Here is a 21,024-nt window from a genome sequence, read left to right as displayed (position 1 = left end):
GAATCAGGGCTCTCCGTCGACATACAGGTATGCGTGATTGCCTGGGGTTGTCCGTGGGGGCGACCAATCTGGTGGCGATCGCCGATTATGCGCCGCTGGTGCGGCCGGCGGTGTTCGCGCTCGGTGGCGGCCCGGTCATCGACGGATTCGTCGAGCGGGTCGGCGACCCGATCCCGCTGGTCGCCGCCGACGGCTCGACACACCGCGCCGAACATCTGTTGGCCGGTGCGGTCGAGGCGCTGACCCGTGAGTCCAGCCCGGCACATCGTCCCGACGTCTCGGTGGTGACGGTGCCGGCGCATTGGAGCTCGGCGGCCTTCGATTCTGTGCGGCGCACGATGCCCGGCGTCCGAGTGGTTCCCGATTCCGTCGCCGCGCTCACGGCCATCCAGTCGCATCCCGGTCTGCCGGCCCGCGGCGTCGTCGCCCTGTGCGACTTCGGCGGTTCCGGCACCAGCCTGACCCTGGCCGACGCTTCGGCAGGGTTTGCGACCATCGGGCAGACGGTGCGTTACCAGGAATTCTCCGGCGATTTGATCGACCAGGAAGTGCTGAGGCACGTCCTGAACGCTCTGGATGCCGAACCGGCGGGCACGGCGGCGGTGACCACGCTGGCGCACCTGCGCGACCAGTGCCGGGCCGCCAAGGAACGGCTGAGCGATGAGGGCGCCACCAGCCTGGCCGGTCCCAACGGCGCGATCAGGCTCACCCGTCCTGAGCTGGACGCGGTGGTGGACCAGCCACTCGGCGGTGTGATCGAGGCCCTGCTGGACCTTTTGCGGCGCAACGGTATTCACCCGGCACAGCTGGCTGCGCTCGTCACCGTCGGCGGCGGGGCGCGGATACCGTTTGTCACCCAACGGCTTTCCGAGGCTTTCCGTATGCCGGTCACCACGGTGCCGCAATCCCAGGTGATCGCCGCAGTCGGAGCTGCACTGCTGGGTCGCCGCGGGGCCGACGACACCGCGACGCAGGTGGCGTATGCGTCCTCTGCTCCTGTGCTTCCCGTTTCGGGCACCGGCACCGTGGCGGCATCCGCGCTGGCCTGGTCGGTGGAAGATTCGGTGGCCGAGGTCGCCGCGTTCGTCCCGGAGTCGGTGACCGACGAGTCGGCCCGGCCCGAGTTCGTGTTCGCCGAGCCGCCCGTGCCGCCCGCACCTCCGCGGGTGCGCTGGTATCGGCGGGGAGGCGTGGTTGCCTACGCGGGGGTGTTCCTGGCCGTGGTCGGCACGGTCGGCATGGTGCTCTCGGCCCGGGCCGACCGCCTCGACGCCGCGTCTGCCGGGTCCAGTTTGTTGGCGCCGCAGACCGTTCCGGCGGAGTCTCCGTTGGCCCAGACCGCACCCGCACCGCCGACCCGGACCGTGGTGGTGCGGGATCCGTCCTGGCCCGGATCCGGAGCGCCCGCGCAAGCCGCCCCCCGGCCGGCCGGCGCGCCGTGGTTGGTGCAGAGCCGCCAGAGCGCACCGCTGGCCCCGGCTCCGCAGCGGGTGCAGGCACCCCGGCCGCGACCGGCCGCGCCTGCTCCTGCGCCCGCACCTGCGCCTGTTGGGATTCCGCCGATTCCGGTTCCGCCCTTGGTCTTTCCGCCGGTGGCGATCCCGCAATTGCCGATCCCGACGTTCATACCGCCGTCGCCGTCGCCGAGTCCGTCACCTTCGCCGTCGCCGTCGCCGAGTCCGTCGCCGTCACCTTCGCCTAGCCCGTCGCCCACGCCTGAGCCGACTGCGACGCCTGAGCCGACGGCGACCGCTACGCCCACACCGACGCCTGAGCCCACGCAGACGCCGGAGCCGACAGTTGAGCCCACTCCCACATCGGCGGCGCCCACACCCTGAGCCACACCTAAACCTAGGATTACTGCTTGATATTGACTGGAATCCTCGGTGTTGACGGCTATGCGGCCCGGTCGAGTGGAGTGAACTCGCAGCCCGGCCCACACGGGTGGCCGGTCACCGCGATCCCGTGCCGCTGCAGCACCTGAGCGATCTTGCCCGCGGTCTGGCAAGGCCGGTCGAAGACCTGCCCGTAGGAGAGCCTGACTGTCGAACGGCCGTCGACGGCAGCGTCGAGGTCTCGCTCGAAATCGGCATCACGCCTGGTCGCGGAATCGTGATAGACCTGGCCATCGAGTTCGACGATGAGCTGGTCGCCGTACTCGGCATCGCGGTAGCAGACGCCGACGGATGACGCGGCCCGCTTCTGTCTGACGGCCCGAGGCAAACCGTGCGGCCGCTCGACGCGAACGAGATAGGCGTGCTCAAGAACAGAGCAGGTGCCGTCGGCGATATCGACCAACACCGCGCGTAACCACCGGCGACGCCGGACCCGTGCGCGAGAATCGATTACCTGCAATAGCCGATGTGCGGTAGTTCGCCGCGATTGGCAGGCGTTGGCCAGGACCGCGATGGCATCGAGTTCGGCCGCGGCGCGGCACGCGACGTCGAGCACAGCTTCGTCGTAACGCATCCGCGGTGGGCTGACGTTCCACAGCACCCGCTCCTGAAGCTTCACAAGGTGGTGAATGCGGACTCCCACCGGTTCAGCCAATATCGCCCGCTGCTGCGCGACTGCGACATGGATGGGCATCGTGTCGGCTCCGAGGGCAGATTCAAAACACAGCGCGGCCGGAGACGCGTAAAGCACTGCGGCCCAAGCGCGTTGTGGCCACGTCAGCGGTCCGGTGTGGTCGACGTACACGCCCGTGTGAACCCGCGCCCACTCATTGCGCCTGAGTAGTCGCCGGATTTCGTGCTCCCGCAGGCCCGCGTCCAAGGCCTGCCGGCGCGAGATCACCCCGTCCTGTTGGCGGAGCACATTGTCAACGTCCACCGACTCGATACTCGTGGACAGCCGTGACGGCAGCCAGACGCATTTCGAGGGCCTGTGGATAACCGGCTACGACGAGCCTGGTTAAGGGTTACCCGCAGGCGGCTGGGTTGTCGTCGTCACGGGCGCAGTGGTGGTTGTCGTCGTCGGCGCCGTAGTCGTGGTGGTTGTCGCGGTGGTGGTTGTGGTCGTCTCTGTGGTTGTGGTGGTGGTTTCCACGACCGTCGTGGTGGTCGGTGCCACGGTCTCGGTGACGGTGTGAGTGGGCGCCGGGACAACCGGGGCCGACGTGACGACCGATGTGGTGGTCGTCGGTGTGGTCGTCGACGTGGTTGTCGTCGACGCTGGGGAATCTGATGAGAACAGCTGCACCAGGGCATAGATCACCAGCGCTGCGATGACTGCGCCCGCCGCGCCCATGCCGATCAGTGCGGCGGGCTTGCGGTACCAGGGAACGGGCTCGGGTTCGGGCGGCGTTGAAGCCTCGGAGTACTCGCCGTAGCTGGGGGCGTACTGGGTGGGCTCGTCGTCGTCGTAATAGTTCGACACGCGCCGATGGTAGGCGGGCTCAGCCGCCCGGCGGCGGATACGGCGGCGGATACAGCGTGCGTGTCACGTTGGTGCGTGGCCGGTGGTACGTCGTCGTGGTGGGGTACTCGTCCTCAGCGCCCGACTCCGTTGTCGTGGTGGTGGTGGTGGTGGTCGTCGTCGTGGTCGAGGAGCCGGAAGTCTCTGAGGACGTCGTGGTCGGGGTCTCTGACTCACCCGGCAGGCCGAACTCGGTGGTCACCGGGAGGCTGCTGCTGGTAGTCCGCGTTGTGGTGGACTTCGAGGTCTTCACCGACGTCGACGTGAAGCTGGGCGGGACGAAATCTATCGGTGCATCCTCGGGCCCGCCGGAGCTGGTGAGCGAGATCGCCGCCCACACGACCAGGCCGATCACCGCGAGAGCGGCCGCGCTCGCCCCCGCTACCGCCGGCGTCGAGTGGTGCCAGGGCGCCTCGGGAGGCTGCCCCTGGTCGTCGTCGTCACCGGTCACGGGCACCGATACTATGCCGGGCTTGGGAGCGGGTCTCGGTCAGCTCAGCTGACGGATGACTTCGCCGGCGAAGAGCTCGAGATGGTCGAGATCGGACTGGTCCAGCAATTGCAGGTAGACCCGCTGTACCCCGGCCTGAAGGAACGGGCCCAACTTGTCGACGATCTCGGCGGGAGTGCCGACCAGCGGCGAGTTGCTGCGCAGCTCGTCTACCTCGCGGTTGATCGTTGCCGCCCGCTTGGCGATCTGTGCTTCGTCGCGGCCCGCACACACCACGAACGCCGCCGAGTAGGTCAGGGAATCTGCCGCGCGACCGGCATCGGCCACGGCCGCGGCCACCCGGGCGAACTGCGTCTTGAGGGTGTCCAGCGGCACGAAAGGCACGTTGAACTCCGCGGCGAACTCAGCGGCCAGCGCCGGGGTGCGCTTGGCACCCATGCCGCCGACGACGATCGGCGGGTGCGGTGTCTGGGTGGGCTTGGGCAGTGCCGGTGAGTCGACGACGGTGTAGTGCTCGCCGGAGAAGTCGAACGTCTCGCCGATGGGGGTATCCCACAGGCCGGTGAGGATCCGCAGCTGCTCTTCGAGCCGGTCGAATCGCTCGCCCAGTGGCGGGAACGGGATGGCATAGGCCTGGTGTTCGGCTTCGAACCAGCCCGCACCGAGGCCTAATTCGACACGGCCACCACTCATTTCATCGACCTGCGCCACCGAGATGGCCAACGGGCCGGGGTGGCGGAAGGTGGCCGAGGTGACCATGGTGCCCAGTCGGATCGTCGAGGTCTCGCGTGCGATGCCGGCCAGCGTCACCCAGGAATCCGTCGGCCCGGGCAGGCCGTCACCGCTCATCGCCAGGTAGTGGTCCGACCTGAAGAACGCCGAGTAGCCGAGGGCCTCGGCGGCGCGGGCCACCGCGAGCTGATCGGAGTAGGTAGCACCTTGCTGGGGTTCGACGAACACACGGAAATCCACGGAAGCCAGCCTATCGGCGATATCAAGTGGGCGGCTGCTGGCCGAGTTCGTCGAACCGGGCGAGCGCGGTGTCGAGGTCGGCTTCCTCGTACATCTCGCAGCGGTTCACCTCGTCGCCGTCGACCGTGAAAAGCACGATCTGTCGCCACTCGGCATCGAAGCCCTCGCGGGAACTCCCGCTCGCCGCTTGGGTGATGACTGCGCCAAGTGTGGTCAGGCGATGCGCTGTCTCGATGTGAATCTTCAGATCCGGCGACAGATCCCAGGAGGCCTGGAGGTAAGGAAGCAAGTCGCCGGGCGCGAAAGCAACCGCGGGCCGGTGGTCGATGTTCACAAAGCCGGGGGTCGCGGGGGGCATCTCGTGCCGGTTCAGCGCGGCGTAGCCAGCGACGATGGCTGACCACACGCGCGCATAGGGGGCCGCTTCGCCGTCCAGGTATCGGGCATCGAGTTCATCGAAAGCTGCGTCGAGGTCGTCGATGTCGAATTGGACGACGACCACAACCCGTTGGTCCCTGTCGATCTCGGCGATACCGAACAACTCGGCATGAAACGCCTCGGGCCCGTGGCCCGAGAAACGGAGATGACGAAGGGCGAGGCAGTTCCCACGGGTCGCGATGACCGTCGATGTTATGGACCTGGCTCCGAGGTCGGCGCCCGTGCGCATGTTTGCGATCATCGCGTCCCGGCCGTGTCGGATGCCGGCGTTCGCAACCCGCCGACGGTCGTCGTCGCGAACGTCCTCGGCCATCACCTCCGCCATTGCTGCCCAATCGCGGGAAGCGAAATAGTCGAATATGCGGTCGTAGACCCGGCTGGCCGCGTTCTCCAATTGCTGCTCGGGCCGGTTGAGTTCATCGAAGCGAGTGAGTGCGGCGTCGAGGTCTGCCTCGTCGAAGACCTCCAAGCTGCTGAGCTGCTCGCCGTCGACGGTGAGGATGACGACATCCCGCCACTCGGCATCGAAGCCCGCGTGCGAGGTGCCTTTCAACACTTGGGTGAACAGCGCTCCTGAGTCCCTCAGCCGATGTGCGGTCTCGATGTAGAGGTTGATGTCCGGCGCGACCTTCCACGTCGCGTGAATGTAGGGGGTAATGTCGCCGGGTTCGAACGCTGTCGCGCGCCGGTGGTCGATGGTTGCCCAGTCCTGCGTCGTCATCAATTGCTCACGCCGGTTGAACGCCGCGACATTCCGCGCGATGACCGCCCACGCGTGTGCGTAGTTCGCGGCTTCGCCGGCGAGATATCGAGTGTCGAGTTCGGCGATCGCGGCGTCGAAGTCGTCGGGGTCGAAAGTGACTGTGGCTGCGATTCGATTGTCGGAGTCGATCTCGATCACGTGCAGGAGTTCGAGGCCGAACTCCTCGGGTGCGCCGCCGCCGAGCGAGAATCGGGCTCGGGCGAGGATGATGCGTTCCCCACGGGTGGCGATTGCAGTTGGAGATTGGGTAGCGCCGAGATCGGCTGCTATCCGGAAGTTCTCGATGAAGGATTCCCGGCCGATCTGCAGGTCGGCGTTGATCACCCGACGACGGTCGTCGAAGCTGATGTCCTCGGTCACCGATTTCGCCATGGCGTCCCAGTCGCGGGCGGCGAATCGCTCCAGAAAGCGGTCGGTCGCTCGGCTTGCCGCGTTCTCCAGCCGATGACCTGGCCGGCTGAGTTCGTCGAAGCGGATGAGCGCCGCTTCGAGGTCGCTCTCATTGAACAGCTCAGAGCGGCAGACGGTATCGCCCGCGACCATCAAGACGTGGAGGTCCCTCCACTCGGCCTCGAAGCCATCTTGTGAGGTCCCAAACGCCACATGGATGACGACGGCCCCGTAATCACACAGGCGGCACACCACTGCGATGTAGATCTTCGTGTCAGGTGAATCTTCCCATGCGGCTTGGATATACCTGACCATGTCGCCGGGCGCGAACGCTGCTGCTGCGTGACGTTTGTCGATGTTCACCCAGTCAGGTGTCGTCGGAGGGATTTCGCGCCGGTTGAACGCGGCGTAGGCGCCCACGACTGCCTTCCACGCCTGCGAGCACGGCGCCGCCTCGCCGGCGAGGTACCGAGCATCTAGTTCAGCGAACGCGGCATCGATGTCCGCGAGGTCGAAATCGACTTTAGCGGTCATCAATCCGTCGGCATTGACCTCGGTGATCTCCAGCGCTTCAACACAGAACTCGTCCGGATCTTCGAACCTGAGGCGGCTGAGACACAAGCGATCACCTCGCAGAGCGAGAGTAGATTTCGAGACTGCGGCTCCCAAAGCCGCGATCGAACGAATGTTGTCGACCGCTGTCGCACGGTCATTGCTCTCACAGCGGAAGCCCTGGCGCCTGTCGTCGAGCTGAGTGTCCTCGGTGAACAACGCACCGATCTCGTCCAGACGACTGTCGCTGAAGAGGGCGATCAGCAGATCGTCGGCCCGAGTCGCGACGTTCTCCGGCGACGGGCGCGGACGTTCGTTCTCGAAGCGCGCGTACAGCGCGTCGAGTTCGGCGAGTGCAGCCACCATGTCGTCCAGGTCGAACCATATCTGCAACGCGAATTGCCCATGTTCGTCGAGGCCCGCGATATGGAGCATCTCATCTTGCGGTGCATCCGAACTCACATCCGCGGTGGCGGATACCATTCGGGTGAGGGCAAGCCGCTCGCCGCGCACCGCCACGGCCGAATGGTGATAGCGAACCATCCCGATCTCCACGAATCGCCTCATATGCTGACACCACTGGGCCGAAGTGACATCGGCCGGCGGGAAGCCGACGATCTTGCGGCGACTTTCGATGCACACCGATGGTGCGAGTAGCTGGACCGCCTCGTCCCAGGCCTCACGATTGACGGCGTCGATCACCTGGCTTCCCAGCCGCAGACAGGTGTTGTCCAGTGTGACGTCCGGCGCCTCCACCTCGGCCGGGGACGTCGGAACCGGCCGTTCGCCGAGCAGGCCTCGCGCCTTTTCCGCAAGGGCCACAGCCCCTTTCTGCTCGTACAACGCGACCGCCCGTTCGGCAGCGGCCTGTGCGCCGGCGGCATCACCAGCGGCGCTCAAGACCGTCGCCAGTGCCAGGCACGCGTCACCGTGGTCGATCAGAGCATCGGTGCGTCCAGCCAGCGCTGCCGCCTCTTCGGCGACACGCCGCGCTCGATCGTGGTCCTCACCCCGCGAAAGCAGCTGTGCGCGAACCGTGCGCCAGGCGATGGCGGCCTTCAAGGCATGCCCCGCGAGCCGCTCACTCTCCGAACACAGTCCTTCAGCCTCAACGTCTCGGTCCAGCAACAGGCAGGCACGCGCCAGTAACGCGGCCACCTCCGCCGTATCGGCATCCAGTCCCATGCGACGGAAACCGTTGTAGGCCAGACGAAGATGCTCCTCGGCTGCAGCGGCGTCATCGAGCACCAACTCGACGATGCCGGCGAAGTGCTCAACTTCGAGAAGCGCATGACGCAATCCCAGTTCGGCGACCGTGCGCCGCGCGGAGTCGATCATCCGCCGGGCGGCAGCGGCCCGGCCCCGGAACGCCTCCAAGACCGCCTGGCAGCGCGTCGACATCGATTCGACCGCAGGCGAATCCGTGGTTATCCGTAGCAGCCGCACCACGTCGAGGCACCGTCCGCCCGCACGCGGCACCGGACTGGGCCCCCACAACGCTGCCAGTGGAGCGCCCGCCAACACCGCGTTGACCAGACGGTGCTCGCGCGCCTGGCGCGCCGCGGTCAGCGCGTTGTCCAGCGCGAGCTCGCAGTCGGCAACCCGCCCGAGGCGGGCAAGGCATCCCGCCCGCACCGTGTGCGCCTTGGCTTCCCCTGCGGCATCGCCCAATTCGGCCAGCGTGACGGCGGCAGCCCGCACCGCGGTTTCGATCTCGTCCAGGCGCTCGGGATCGACGAGCATCGACAGTTGACCGTCAAAGCACGTCGCCCATGCGGCCAGACGAGCTGAATCGCGGGTTCCCTCTTTCAGTTGCGACACCGCACTCGCCGCTGATGACACATCGCCTGCGGCCAGAAGCGCCTCACAGCGTGTCACGAGAAGTTCGACTCGCTGATCGTCGCGGTCGGGCAACTCGTCGTCCAGTTCGTCCAGCGCGTGCAGGGCACGGTCGTAAAGATCGGCGGCACCTTCGTATGCCAGTCGCGCCATGGCCTGGTCGCCGGCGCGACGGCAGTACTCGACGGCCTTGAGTGCGTTTCCCGCCCAAGCGCATTCGAAGTAATGGTGGGCCAGTTCAGCCAGGAGTTCATCGTCGGCGCCTGGCATCGTCTCCAATGTCGCGGCGATCCGCTGGTGCAGCCGCATGCGGCGCACGGAGGCCAGTTCGGCGAGGAGTGATTGCCGGACGATGGCGTGGTTGAATCGGTAGAGTCCACCCGGCTCCTCGATCAGGATGCCGGCCTGGCAAGACTCGTCGAACGCGTCGACGAGATCCTGGCTGACCACTTGCTCGACCAGGTCGAGGGAGAACTGGCTGCCGACCACCGCGGCTGCGGCCAGCGCCTTGTTCGTTTCGGCCGGAAGCCGGGAAAGTCGGCGGCTCACGGCTTCCCGGACTCCTTGTGGCAGAGTGCTCGGGTCCCAGTACCCGCCGCTTTCGTCGACATGGCGCAATGCCTCGATGAGGAAGAACGGGTTGCCGCCGGTGACCGACGCCAACGCGCGCGCCAACTCTTGATCGTCGTAGCCGGCTTCGGCCACGTACGCGGTCACGTCCTCCTCGTCGAGGCCGTTGAGGGCGATGCGGCTGGAGCTGCCATCACGATGAAGATCGGCGAGCATGGCCGCCAGCGGGTGGGACCTGTCGAGGTCGGTACTGCGGTACGTGCCGACGATCTGAACACGGGCGTGCTCGCCGAAGCGCAAAAGGTGGCGCAGGAGAAGGAGGGTGGGCTTGGCCGCCCAATGAAGGTCGTCGAGTACCAGGACGATGGGCACCTCCACCGACGCGATGCCCAGCACCGCGACGACCGCGTCGAACAGGGCATAGCGTTCGGTGTCCGGGTCGCCATGCGGTGATGCGGCGAGGTCGGGGAGCACATCGGTCAAACCGGGAACCAGCGGCAGCAAGGCCTCGACACCGCGCATCCCGCGCAATCGATCGGAACCGATGCAGGGCACGAGCGCGCGCAGGGCTTCCGCGAACGGTTGATATGGCGCACCCAGATCCTCGTCGGAGCGGCCGTACAGCACCACCGCACCCAGATCGTAGGCCTGCCGGGACCATTCGCCGGCCAGGCGGGTCTTGCCCACGCCTGGCTCTCCCGCGATCAGCACGGCACGGGTGCCGGCGATAACTGTCTGGTGCCAGGCGGCGAGAAGGTCTGCGAGCTCACGGCCACGCCCGACGAATGGGCCCGGGCCTGCAAGAACCGCCGGTACTCCTGGCCGATCAATAGGCGAATTGCTTGTCGCCGGTGGACTTTCGGCCGTATCGAGCCGGAGCTCGAAGACGTGCTCGGGTCGTGCCAGGTTCTTCAGCTGGCGCATCCCGAGATCGACGAGGGCGACGTCGTCGGATAACGAGTCGATGACCAGTTCGGCGGTCGCGCCCGAACACAGGATCTGGCCACCTGAGGCCTGTGACCGCAACCGAGCGGCGCGGTTGACGGCGCGGCCGAAGTAGTCGCCATCGCGGAGTTCGGCTTCCCCGGTGTGCAGGGCCACCCGAATGTGCATGGGTTCGGCCAGCGCCCACGGTTCGTGAAAGATCGCGTCCTGTAACTCGATCGCGGCGGCCGCAGCGGCGGATGGGCGGTCGAAAACCGAGAACGTGGCGTCGCCCTCACCACGGGTCTTGATCAGCCTGCCGCCGCGGGATGTGACGACCTGCTCGACCAGCTCGTCGTGCCGGGCGAGCGCCACGGCCATGGCGTCAGCCTGGGCCTCCCAGGCCGCGGTGGACCCTTCGATATCGGTGAGCAGGAATGTGACCGCCCGCGTCACCGACGGAACATGTTGTGCCGCAGGGATGTCGAGTTCCGAATCCTGTGCAACGATCGCGTGCTCGAGCCGCCGCAGGTCCGGCCCCGGGTCGACGCCCAGCTCGTCGGCCAGCAGGGACCGGGCCCGCCGGTACGCCCCGAGGGCCTCACCTTGCCTGCCTGCCCGGTAGAGCGCGAGCATCAACTGGCCCCAGCGTCTCTCGCTCAGCGGTGCATCCGCCACCGCGGCCTCGAGATCACCGATGATCTCGGCGGCACGGCCTGTGGCAAGGAGTGCATCGGCCCGGTCCTCGACCAGCGCGGCGTGGTCCTCGATCCACCGGGTCTTCTCCGATACTCCCCGCTGACCCTCGGGCAGTTCGGGGATTCCCCGCCAGAGGGTTACCGCCGCGTCGAATCGCGCGACGGCGCCGCTGATATCGCCGGCGCTGAAGGCGGTCCGGCCCGCCCGGGCGAGCGACTGATAGCGCGGGGCATCGACCTCGGCCGCACCCAGGCGCCAGCCCGTGCCCTCGGTCAACACGAAACCGTCACCGAGCGCATGCCGCAGACCGGAGATGTGCGTCAACAGGGCCTTGGCGGCGGTGCGGGGTGGGTCGTTGCCCCAGAGCAACTCCATCAGCACGTCGGCCGGTACCACCGAACCACTGTGCAGTCCGAGCATCGTGAGGATGGCGCGCGGCTTCGCGCCCGGTATCGCGACGGGCGCACCGTCCTGTCGGACCTGAAGAGGTCCCAAAACCTCCAGTTCCACCGATGAAAGCGTACTCACGCAGCAATCGTCGGTGGGCCGATTCAAAACCCGGTCAAGAACCGGTAAAGCCGCGGACTACCTGCGGTTCTACAGCCCGCGACGTGCGGCGCGCAGCGCGGCGACGGCGTCGTCATCGCCCTCGAACGTCACTTGGGCGGGCTCTCGGCCGGCGGCGAACATGAGCAGCTCACCCGGCGCCCCGGTGACGGTCACCTCCGGACCGGCACCGACGGTTGCCAGCGTCTTGCCCTCCGGCGTCGTCAGCTTCACCCGGGCCGGGGATCTGCCCATCGCCATCCGAGCCATCCCGGCGATCCCGCGGGACAGCGCGGACACCGTCGCCTCATCGAGATCTCTTGGCTCCCAATTGGGTTGGGCTCGGCGCACATCCTCGTTGTGGATGAACATCTCGGCCACGTTGACCAGCGGGTCCAACACCTTGAAGGGCGAGTACAGCGGCGGTCCCGCGGCGATCTGATCCACCAGCTCGGTCCAGTCGGTGCTTTCGGTGACCTTCTTCTGCACGCGCTCGGTGTAGCCGGCGAGCTGGGGAACGAGGATGCCGGGGGCGGCATCGAGGCGACGTTCCCGCACCACCAGATGGGCAGCCAGGTCTCGGGTCGTCCAGCCCTCACAGAGGGTGGGCGCATCAGGTCCTGCTGCGCGCATGGACTCGACCAGGGCGGCACGTTCGCGCCGAGCGACAGTCATATCCCGACTCTAGAAGCTCTAGAAGGTTTTCACCCCTTCGACAGCGATGGTCATCCCGTGCCCGGTGCTGTCATTGCTGATCCGGGTGCCGTCCTTGCTCGCATCGATGGTCCAGCCCAAGGCGCTGTACCTGCGGTAGTCGAGGGTGACCACCGGTATATCGCCGAGGTTGCCCACTATCCACTTGATCTGTCCGTCCGGGGTGAGTCTGATGCCGTTGGCGTGCTCCCCGTCGATCACCGGTGAATCATCGAACTCCGACTCGCACCCGACATCCTGCTTTGACAGCTGGCAGCGGGTTCGGCCGGATTTGGTCTCGATGAAGACGTACCCGTTCTGCGGCTGCAGCGTTTCGGCGCCGGACGGCGGGACGGTACGGGAGGTGCTGGGCGGAGCCGCGGCGGTGGTGCTCGGCGAGGGTGCCGGGCTGGATCGGGTGGGCCGCGCCGTCGGGAAACTGGGCTCGGTGGGTGATTGTGGGCTGGTGCTGGGGGTGCCGTCGATGCTCGATTCGCAGCCGGACAGCACGGAACCGGCGACCAGTAGGGCGGCCAGGGCTTGCCACGCCTTCACCGCGCCAAGGCTACGCATCGCGCAGGGGCGCACCGGGTCATGACGCGCCGAACAGCCCTGCGTAGCCGTCAGACAGGGCGCGCAACTGCCCGGCTCCGTCGCCGTGGAACGACGCGCCGTGCATGATTGCCAAGGTGGCCGGATTCAGCTCGGCGAGCCCGGCCAGCGTCGGCGCCAGATTCGTGGTCAGGCCGGTGGCGTGGAACAGCCCCTCGGCTGCCAATGCCGGTGCCACACAATCCGACTCGGTCAGCGGCGGGCATTGCCCGGTATGGGTGAACAGGTCGCCGGCCAGCAACGTCGAGGTGGCCTCGTCGAACCACAGCCCGGCTTCCCAGTTGTGCGGCACATGTGGGGTGGCGATGAAGCGCAGACGGTGGCCACCGATGTCGTGCACGCCGCCCATGGGTGCTTCGACCGGCGGCCGGTCACACATGTCGGTCAGCGACAACATGATGGCCAGCGGGCCGTGGATCACTTCGGCATGAGGTGCGGCCGCCAGGAACTGGTTGACCGCTCCGCACTCGTCGGCCTCCAGGTGGCCGAATGAGATCCAGCGCAGCCGGGTCAGCGGCAGGACGCGCCCGATGGCCGCCGAGACCTGTGCGAACAGGAACCGGTGACCGGTATGGAACAGGAACGGCTCGTCGCCGGTGAGCAGGAATTGGTTGAACGTGAAGCCGTGCTCGGTGATCCCCGGTATCCAGGTGGACAGCCGGTAGATGTCCGGGGCGATCTCGTCGACGCGGGTTTCCAGGTCGGAGGCCATGGCTCCATGGTGCGCCCAGGGGAACGCGGCGTCTTGGGGTTTTCCCAGCTGCCTTACCTACAGTCGTCGCGTGCTCGGCAAAGCCCTCGACGCGTTTCTGGACTCCCCGCTGTCCGGAATCCTGCCGTGGGCGCTGATGGCCATCCTGGCCGGTCCGGGCCGGTACGAGATCGCGGTGATGAGTGCGCTCGGCATCTCGCTGCTCATTCTCGGCCTGACCTGGCGTCGCCACATCCCGGTGCACGTGCTTGAGGTACTGGGGGTGGCCTACTTCGTGGTGCTGGCCGCCGTGGGGCTGGTGGCGACCAGCGGCCAGAAAGCGTGGCTGGAGATGTGGTCGGGGGAGGTCACGAACGCCTCGCTGGCGTTGTTCGCCCTGGTCAGCCTGCTGATTGGCCGGCCTTACACGACGGCGTATGCGCGCGATGTCATTCCGCCGGACCGTTGGGACACGCCGCTGTTCAAGCGCACCAACGTGGTGGTGACGGCGGTGTGGGCGGCGGCCTTCGGCTTCTCGGCGTCGGTCGGCTTCCTCGGCGATGTGGTCTACGGCAGCACTGACAACTTCTGGACCGGCTGGATCCTGCAACTGGGCGCACTGTTCTTCGCCGTGGCCGTCACCGAGTTCTATCCCGAATACGCCCGCGCCAAGGACGCCGCGCACGCGCGCCACCCGGTGCCGTCGTGGTCACAGGTGTTCGAGTGGCTGCCACCGTTCGTGCTGGCCACCGGTGTCGCCGGTTGGCTGTTGGCGACGGTCAGCAGCGGGGTGGCGTCCGATCTGGTGGTGATCGGCGCGTTCGGGACGGCACTGCTACGGCTGCGCGATCATAGGGCGCGGTCGTCATGACCGGCCGGCTTCCGGCAGGAACTGGTTGTCCAGGAACTTCGCGTAATCGGGCAGCTGCGTGGCCGGGTCGATGGACTTCTGGGTTTTGGCCCACGCGCCGAGTTCGGCCAGCTTGTCCGCCAGGTCCGGCTTCAGCTGGAGGGTGAAGTCGAACTCGCCGAGCACGGTGTCCAGCAGTTGGGGGTCCAGCTGGGTGGCCTTGGCGACGGCGTCGGTGGCGGCCTTGTCGTGCTGGGCCAGCGCGGTGCCGGCGTCATCGAGTGCGGCGAGGAAGGCGCTGATCGCCTTGCCCTTGGTCGTGACGGCCGGTTCGGTGGCGACGAACAGGCTGTGCTGGTTGTAGGTGCCGCCGGACAGCGTCACCGCGTCGTCGCCGAGGGACTTTATCGTCTGCGCCTGGTACGGCTGGAAGATCGACACCGCGTCGACATTGTGCTGGGTGGCGGCGGTGACGATCGCCGACGGGGCGACCTGCACCAGCTCGGCCTTGATGTTGTTCTGCGCCAGCGCGTTCGAGACGTAGTATGCCGCGCTGGTGCCCAGTGGGGTGCCGATCGACTTGCCGGCCAGGTCCGCGACGGTGTTGATGCCGGCGCTGCGGCGGGCGACGATGCGTGAGCCTTCCCATCGGGAGCCGTCGGCGATCACCCGCAGGGTGGGGGTGCGGGTCAGTGCGGCGGAGGTCGGCACATCGGCGGCGGTGGTGATGTCGACCTGGCCGGCGGCTGCGGCTTGCAATGCCTCCACACCGGATTGGAAGTTCACCACCTTGACGTCCACGTCGTGCTTGTCGAACAGGCCGGTGTCGGCCGCGACGGGGATCTGTGCCCAGGACGGGTCGACGACGAAACCGACGGTGAGTTGGTCGGCGTTCGCGGTGCCCGAGTCCGAGCAGGCGGTGCCGGTCACAGCAAGGGCGGCAACGGCAACGGCAGCGGCGGCGATGCGCCGAAGAGGGGTCTTCACGGATGGATTCCTTTGCGGGGGTGGAGGGTCAGTGCACGACGTGGTCGATGCCCAGCTGGTGGTGCAGGGTCTTGCGGATCTCGCTGTAGCCGGGCTGGTCTGCCAGCGCGTCGGCCGGCCGGGGTCGGCTCAGCGGGTTGGTGATCTGGTCGACGATCTGGCCGTCGCGCAGCACGCTGACGGTGTCGGCGAGCCGGATCGCCTCGTCGATGTCATGGGTGACAAAGACGATCGTGCGGTTCAACCGCGTCCACAGATCGATCAGCAGATCCTGCATGCGCAGGCGGGTCAATGCGTCCAGCGCCGCGAACGGTTCGTCCATCAGCATCACGGCCGGTTCTCCGGCCAGCACGCGGGCGATACTGACCCGTTGCCGCATTCCGCCGGACAATTCGCCGGGCCGCTGCGCGGCCACCTCGTCACGCAGGCCCACCAGGTCGAGCAGCTCGTGAATCTTGTTCCGCCGCTGGGGTTTTGACAGTCGTCGAGCAGCCAGGGCGAAGTCGATGTTGTCGGCGACCGTCATCCACGGGAACAGCACGTCGCGCTGGAACGCCACACCCCGCCGAGGATGTGGTGCGGTGACGGTCTCGCCGTTGTCGGTCACCGTGCCCGTGGTCGCGGTGATGAGACCGGCCAGGCAGTGCAGCAGCGTGGATTTGCCACTGCCCGAGGCGCCGACGAGGACGGAGAAGGAGCCGTGGGGAACGGTCAGTGAAATGCCTTTGAGCGTGGGCTCCTGCTTGCCGGGGAACCTCACCACGAGATCGTGGGTCTGGATGGCCATCTCAGCGCTCCTCTTGGGCCCAGCGGGTAAATGGGGATGTGACCGAGGCGACCAGCAGGTCACACAGGGCGCCGACAATGCCCAGGATGATCAGGCAGAAGATCAGCCGGTCCGCTTGGGAGAACAGTTGTGCCTGCGAGATGCGGTAGCCGATGCCCGCAGTGGTGCCGGTCATCTCGGCCACCACGATGAGTACGAACGCCATCGCGGCGCCCACCCGCAGACCCGAGGCGATATCGGGGGCGGCCTCGGGCAACACCACCTTGGACAACGTCTGCCAACGGCCGGCCCCCAGGCAGCGGGCGGCCTTCAGATAGTCGACCGGTGTGCCGGCCAACCCGGTGTGGCTGTTGATCCACACCGGCACGAAGACGCCGAGCGCGATCACCAGGATCTTGCTGCTCTCGCCCAGCCCGAACCACAGGATCGCCAGTGGGACCAGACCGATCGTCGGGATCGGTGAGAACACCCGGAGCACCGGTTGCAGCAGGTTGCGACCAGCCGTGGTGGTCGCGGTGAAAACCGCCACGACGATCCCGATGGCCGCACCGATCGCGAAACCGACTGCGGCCCTGCGCAGACTGGCGAGGATGTCGTCGGCCAGCAGGCCCTCGGTCCACAAGGTGTGCCCGGCCGCGAGGATCTCGGGCACACTCGGGAACAGCTGCCGCGGGAACCGTCCGGTCGCCACCAGCAGCGACCACAACGCAGCGGCGATCCCCAACCCGGCGACCGTCCACCCGAGGACACCCAACCGGGTGAACGCCGACCGAAGCCGTGCCGGGCGGGCACCGTCGGGGCGGCTCATCGCAGGCGTGCGGACCGCCAAACCGGCTGTCATGGAAGGCTTCCCGGATCGGTACCGACAGCCTGCAGGGATGCGCGCGGAGTATCCGCCGGCACCCAGTCGAACGGCACGGCCTGCGACCGGTATACCAGCGCGGTCCTTGTGAGCCGGTCGACGCCGGGCACCCTGGTCTGCTTGACCTCGGGCTCGCCGGCCACGCCATAGCCCTGGTAGGGGCTGTGGTATTCCCACACCACGTCACCGTCGGGGGTGACCTGGAACAACCGGCCCTGCATGCCCTCGGTGATCAAGGTGTTGCCGTTGGGCAGCCGCTGGGCATTGCTGACGAACGAACTGAAGAAGGTCCACGACGGCAGACCGGAGTCTTCAGCGGTGTACTGCCACACGATTTCCTTGGTGGCGGGGTCGATTTCGAGAATCCGGGAACCGGCGTAGATGCCCAGTGGTGCCGGCGGGTAACCGGCGCCGCCCTGGTTGTCGAACACCAGGATGTTCCCGGCGCCGGGCAGCCCGGCGGCGATCATGTGCGGATTGTGCTGACCGGACGTCTGATCGACCGGACGAGGCACCTTGTGTACGTTGATCCGCTGGTGCTGCGCGCCGAACTCGGCGTCGTAATAGGGGCCCAGCTGCCAGGCGATCGTTCCGGACGACTTGTCGATCAAGGCGATGATGTTGGCCTTGCGGAAACTGATCAGGATGTTGTCGGGATGGAAGACGGAGTCTGGATCGGCGGCGTGCCACCGGTTGGGCCCCAGCGTCTTGGCGCTGTTCATCTCCAGATAACCCCAGGGATCGTCGGGGTCGCGGGTGACGGTCTGGCGCAGGGCATCCCAGCCCGCCTCAGAGAATCCGAATTCGTCGAGGTGATCACCGGCCAGCCACTGCCAGACGATCTCGCCCTCAGGTGTGACTTCATAAAGTCCCTGATCACCGACGGTATGTGTGCCGAGGCTCGGGACCACGCGCGGAACGGTCACCAGGATCAGCCGGTTGCCGTTGGGCAGCAGTTCCCAGTCATGGTTCTGCCGTGCCGCGCCGCCGGGTGCCTGCGCGCCCCATTCCCAGACGACGTCGCCATTCCAGTCGAGTAGGCCGACGGTGCCGTTGGCGTAGATGCCGCCGCGGGCATCGTCGCTGTCGGACAGTTGCACTCCGACGTCGCCGAGGCGGCCGGCGTTGAGGGCCGGATCCAGAATGCGCGGGGGCACACCGGCATACGGCCACTCGTGCACCACCGTGCCGTTGAGGTCGATCACCCGGGTAACGCCGTCGGCGCCGGTGAACAGGACATAGCTGTCATGGACAAGATGGGGATCGAGGTAGCTGACTCCGCTGAGACGTACGAATGCCATGTCAGTTACTCCACCAACGTCCGGTTACAACCACGGGTCCTCCTCGTTACGGTTCTAATCGATTAGCGTAGGCAGGCGAAGCGTGGGCGGAACCGTCACAATCGAGGTGATTCAAACTCTTTCGAGCGATCATCGACGAGCGGAGGGTCCACCCGTTGTGAGTGGGAAACGTCCGACCCTGGCAGATGTGGCCAGCCGCGCCGGTACCTCGACGGCGGTGGTGAGCTATGTGATCAACAACGGCCCGCGTCCGGTTTCAGAATTTTTGCGGGCCAAGGTGATCCGTGCGATCGATGAATTGAATTACCGGCCGGACGTGCGGGCCAGGGCGCTGCGCCGGTCGCGGCGATGGCGGCAGATCGGCCTGCTGGTACCCGACCTCACGTTGCCGCTGTTCGGCCAGTTCGTGGGGCGCATCGAGGTGGAAGCGCGGGCGCGTGATCACCTGACCCTGATCGGCAACACCGGATATGACCCCGAGCGGGAACTCGAATTCGCCACCGCATTCGCCGAGGTCGGCGTGGACGGGCTATTGGTGGTCGGGGCGGCCAACGCCGCGCAGACCGCGAATCTGTGTCAGCAGGAACGTATCCCGGTGGTGTGGATGCACAACATTCGCGGTGAGGTCGAGGCCGACATCGTCGGGGTGGACCACGTCCACGCCGGTCAACTCCTCGCCCGGCACCTGCTCGGCGTCCACGACTGTCGGGCGATAGCATTCGTGGGCGGATACACCGAGGCCGACGTCCAGCACGGTGACCGCGAAACCGTGCAGCAGCGTTTCGAGGGTGTCGCCTCCGTCGTCGGTGGCGACGTCCCGCTCATCCGGACCGACCTCACCCCCTCCGGGGCGTATACCGCGGTCAGCGAATTTCTGCGGAGCGCGGCCCGGGTCCCGCGGGCGCTCGTGGTGGGGACCTACGGCCAGTCGGCGGCCACGATTCGCGCGATCGCCGATGCGGGTCTGCGCGTCCCCGACGACGTCCGGGTGGTCGGATTCGACGGTGCCGCCGTCGATTACGGACGGCTGCGCCTCACCACCGCGCAACAACCCGTCGACGCGTTGGCCTGCCGGGCGCTCGGCCGGTTGCTCGGGGATCCGCCGGTCGACGACGAACTGGTGCCCACGCTGCGGGTGGGGGAGACCTGCGGCTGCGAATGAGCTAGGCGGCCGAGAAAAGCAACCCCCGGAGCGCGGTTTCGGCCAATCGCCGGGCGTGTTCCTCGGTGAGGGCATAGTGGCCGCTGAGGCGTCGGAAGATCAACGGGCCGAATAAGATGTCGATGACATCATCGATCGCGATACTCGCGTCGGCATCGCCGCGGGCCACGCCGCGTTGCCACAGTTCGGTGATGGCGGCGCGCCGGCCGTTGAGGAAGTACTGCCGGAAATATGCTGCGCCCGTTTGATCCTCGACGCACGCCGCGAGCAACTGCGCGAATACTTCACCCCGAGCCCCGCCGTAGAACGCCGAGACGCGCACCACCTGTTCTTCCAGGTCCCCTGCGGTGCTGCCGGTATCGGGCAGGGGCAACGCTTCGGCCATCATCGCTCCGAACGCCTCGGCGGCCACGGCGGTTCGCGACGGCCAGTGCTTGTACAGCGTGGCCTTGCTGGCGCCGGACCGGGCCGCGATCGCGTCCATGGTGGCCGCCGGGAACCCGCCCTCGTCGAGCAGGTCGGACGTCGCGACCAGGATGGCCTGATGGATGCGGTCGCTGCGTGCGCCGGTGGGGCGGACGAATTCCTCGCCCGCCCCGCCGACCGCTGTCTCAGCTTGCGGCGACATCGTCGAAATCCGTTGATTCCGAGACATTCCGCCACTGTGCGAGCTCGGCCTGTACGTGGGCGATCTTGCCCTCGACTGCCGCGATGGTGTCGTTGCCCAGCAGCAGGCGCAGCGGCGGCTGTGGTGATTCCACGACGTCGATGATGGCCTTGGCGGCTTTCACCGGGTCGCCGGGCTGGTCGTGGTTGCGTTCGCCCGCGGCGACACGCATCTGGCCGGCGGGGCCGTCGGTGTAGTCGTCGATGATGGTGCGCTGGGTCTGCAGGCTCGATGAGTCCAGGAAGTCGGTGCGGAAGTAGCCGGGCTCGACGACCGTGACGTGCACGCCCAGCGGTTGCAGTTCGGCGTGCAGTGCCTCGGACAGCGCCTCGACGGCGAACTTGGTCGAGGCGTAGACGCCCCAGCCGGGCGAGCCGACGAACCCGCCGACCGAGGAGATGTTGACGATGGTGCCCGACCGCTGGGCCCGCAGGATCGGGGTGACAGCCCGGGTCACGGTCAGCAGGCCGAAGACGTTGGTCTCGTAGACGGCGCGCACCTCGGCGTCGGTGGCCTCCTCGACAGCGCCCAGCAGTCCGCGGCCGGCGTTGTTGACCAGAACGTCGATGCGGCCGAAGCGATCCACCGCGGCCTGGGCGGCCTGGGCGGCCTGCTCCTCATTGGTCACGTCCAGGGCTACGGCGAGCACGTTCTCGTCCTCGCCGAGGGCGGCGGTGACGGCGGCGGCGTCGCGCGCGGTGGCAACCACCTGGTGGCCGCGGTCCAGGGCGTCGCGCGCGATCTGCAATCCGAATCCGCGGGAAGCTCCGGTGATGAACCAAACGCTCATGTCTTTGACCACCTGTTCTTTGTGTATCTGAACTGTACGTCCAGTTTAGTTGTGCTGATGG

17 protein-coding genes and 1 pseudogene are annotated in these 21,024 nt (G+C 67.1%); 4 read left to right on the top strand and 14 right to left on the bottom strand.

Going from position 1 to position 21,024, the window contains the following annotated elements; all coding sequences use genetic code 11:
* Positions 1-29 precede the first annotated feature (29 nt).
* Complete coding sequence (locus tag BN2156_RS17390; RefSeq protein WP_090516274.1) at positions 30-1,838, top strand: Hsp70 family protein; 1,809 nt, start codon at positions 30-32, stop codon at positions 1,836-1,838.
* 58 nt (positions 1,839-1,896) lie between these two features.
* Here the strand turns inward: BN2156_RS17390 and BN2156_RS17385 are convergent, their stop codons facing one another.
* The 3 genes and pseudogenes from BN2156_RS17385 to BN2156_RS30720 form a co-directional block, all read right to left on the bottom strand.
* On the bottom strand, positions 1,897-2,589 hold the full coding sequence (locus BN2156_RS17385) for a putative endonuclease domain-containing protein (protein WP_328287103.1): 693 nt from the start codon (positions 2,587-2,589) through the stop codon (positions 1,897-1,899).
* Positions 2,590-2,703: 114 nt separating this feature from the next.
* Positions 2,704-2,817: pseudogene (locus BN2156_RS31445) on the bottom strand (type IV toxin-antitoxin system AbiEi family antitoxin domain-containing protein); the annotation flags it as partial.
* A gap of 96 nt (positions 2,818-2,913) precedes the next feature.
* Positions 2,914-3,378 carry a hypothetical protein gene (locus BN2156_RS30720; protein WP_159402850.1) on the bottom strand — a complete coding sequence of 155 codons (465 nt, stop codon included), beginning with the start codon at positions 3,376-3,378 and terminating at the stop codon, positions 2,914-2,916.
* A gap of 56 nt (positions 3,379-3,434) precedes the next feature.
* Here BN2156_RS30720 and BN2156_RS30715 point away from each other — a divergent pair, with 56 nt between their 5' ends.
* Entirely contained in the window at positions 3,435-3,920 is a 486-nt protein-coding gene (locus BN2156_RS30715; protein ID WP_159402849.1) for a hypothetical protein, read from the top strand.
* On the opposite strand, the gene BN2156_RS17370 is transcribed toward BN2156_RS30715, so the two are convergent.
* The 5 genes from BN2156_RS17370 to BN2156_RS17350 all read right to left on the bottom strand — a co-directional run bounded on the left by BN2156_RS17370 (position 3,908) and on the right by BN2156_RS17350 (position 13,566).
* The gene (locus BN2156_RS17370; RefSeq protein WP_162490927.1) at positions 3,908-4,849 is read right to left on the bottom strand and encodes an LLM class F420-dependent oxidoreductase; all 942 of its coding nucleotides are present in this window, start codon (positions 4,847-4,849) and stop codon (positions 3,908-3,910) included. The two genes, BN2156_RS30715 and BN2156_RS17370, sit on opposite strands and share 13 nt — an antisense overlap.
* Before the next feature lie 13 nt (positions 4,850-4,862).
* Entirely contained in the window at positions 4,863-11,525 is a 6,663-nt protein-coding gene (locus BN2156_RS17365) for an ATP-binding protein (protein ID WP_090516270.1), read from the bottom strand.
* Positions 11,526-11,612: 87 nt separating this feature from the next.
* On the bottom strand, positions 11,613-12,236 hold the full coding sequence (locus BN2156_RS17360) for a TIGR03085 family metal-binding protein (protein ID WP_090516269.1): 624 nt from the start codon (positions 12,234-12,236) through the stop codon (positions 11,613-11,615).
* Between the two features lie 18 nt (positions 12,237-12,254).
* Positions 12,255-12,809, bottom strand: coding sequence for a hypothetical protein (locus tag BN2156_RS17355; protein ID WP_235625385.1), 555 nt, complete (start codon positions 12,807-12,809; stop codon positions 12,255-12,257).
* Between the two features lie 37 nt (positions 12,810-12,846).
* Positions 12,847-13,566, bottom strand: coding sequence for an oxygen-binding di-iron domain-containing protein (locus tag BN2156_RS17350; protein ID WP_090517442.1), 720 nt, complete (start codon positions 13,564-13,566; stop codon positions 12,847-12,849).
* 82 nt (positions 13,567-13,648) lie between these two features.
* Between BN2156_RS17350 and BN2156_RS17345 the strand changes: the two genes are divergently transcribed.
* Positions 13,649-14,428: a hypothetical protein gene (locus BN2156_RS17345; RefSeq protein WP_090516267.1), complete on the top strand. Its 780-nt coding sequence runs from the start codon at positions 13,649-13,651 to the stop codon at positions 14,426-14,428.
* On the opposite strand, the gene BN2156_RS17340 is transcribed toward BN2156_RS17345, so the two are convergent.
* Genes BN2156_RS17340 through BN2156_RS17325 form a run of 4 tightly spaced genes read right to left on the bottom strand, consistent with a single transcriptional unit; the run spans position 14,423 to position 18,344 of the window.
* A complete protein-coding gene (locus BN2156_RS17340; RefSeq protein ID WP_090516266.1) occupies positions 14,423-15,394 on the bottom strand; it encodes an ABC transporter substrate-binding protein in 972 nt (323 codons plus the stop codon). The genes BN2156_RS17345 and BN2156_RS17340 overlap by 6 nt on opposite strands.
* A 28-nt stretch (positions 15,395-15,422) precedes the next feature.
* Complete coding sequence (locus BN2156_RS17335; RefSeq protein WP_090516265.1) at positions 15,423-16,181, bottom strand: ABC transporter ATP-binding protein; 759 nt, start codon at positions 16,179-16,181, stop codon at positions 15,423-15,425.
* A 1-nt stretch (position 16,182) separates the two neighbouring features.
* Positions 16,183-17,022, bottom strand: a complete 840-nt coding sequence (locus BN2156_RS17330; RefSeq protein WP_090516264.1) for an ABC transporter permease — start codon at positions 17,020-17,022, stop codon at positions 16,183-16,185.
* Positions 17,019-18,344: an aryl-sulfate sulfotransferase gene (locus tag BN2156_RS17325; RefSeq protein ID WP_090516263.1), complete on the bottom strand. Its 1,326-nt coding sequence runs from the start codon at positions 18,342-18,344 to the stop codon at positions 17,019-17,021. Before BN2156_RS17325 ends, BN2156_RS17330 begins: the two co-directional genes overlap by 4 nt.
* A 157-nt stretch (positions 18,345-18,501) precedes the next feature.
* On the opposite strand from BN2156_RS17325, the gene BN2156_RS17320 reads away from it, so the two are divergent.
* The gene (locus BN2156_RS17320; RefSeq protein WP_235625384.1) at positions 18,502-19,506 is read left to right on the top strand and encodes a LacI family DNA-binding transcriptional regulator; all 1,005 of its coding nucleotides are present in this window, start codon (positions 18,502-18,504) and stop codon (positions 19,504-19,506) included.
* A gap of 1 nt (position 19,507) precedes the next feature.
* On the opposite strand, the gene BN2156_RS17315 is transcribed toward BN2156_RS17320, so the two are convergent.
* Together BN2156_RS17315 and BN2156_RS17310 are read right to left on the bottom strand one after the other, a co-directional pair.
* Complete coding sequence (locus BN2156_RS17315; protein WP_090516262.1) at positions 19,508-20,134, bottom strand: TetR/AcrR family transcriptional regulator; 627 nt, start codon at positions 20,132-20,134, stop codon at positions 19,508-19,510.
* Entirely contained in the window at positions 20,118-20,963 is an 846-nt protein-coding gene (locus BN2156_RS17310; protein ID WP_090517440.1) for an oxidoreductase, read from the bottom strand. Before BN2156_RS17310 ends, BN2156_RS17315 begins: the two co-directional genes overlap by 17 nt.
* Positions 20,964-21,024 lie beyond the last annotated feature (61 nt).

Origin of the sequence: Mycolicibacterium neworleansense, from assembly GCF_001245615.1 — a bacterium.
In the GTDB taxonomy this organism is placed as follows: Bacteria; Actinomycetota; Actinomycetes; order Mycobacteriales; family Mycobacteriaceae; genus Mycobacterium; species Mycobacterium neworleansense.
Note: the sequence above shows the minus strand (reverse complement) of the source record. Positions and strands in the feature narration are given on the sequence as shown.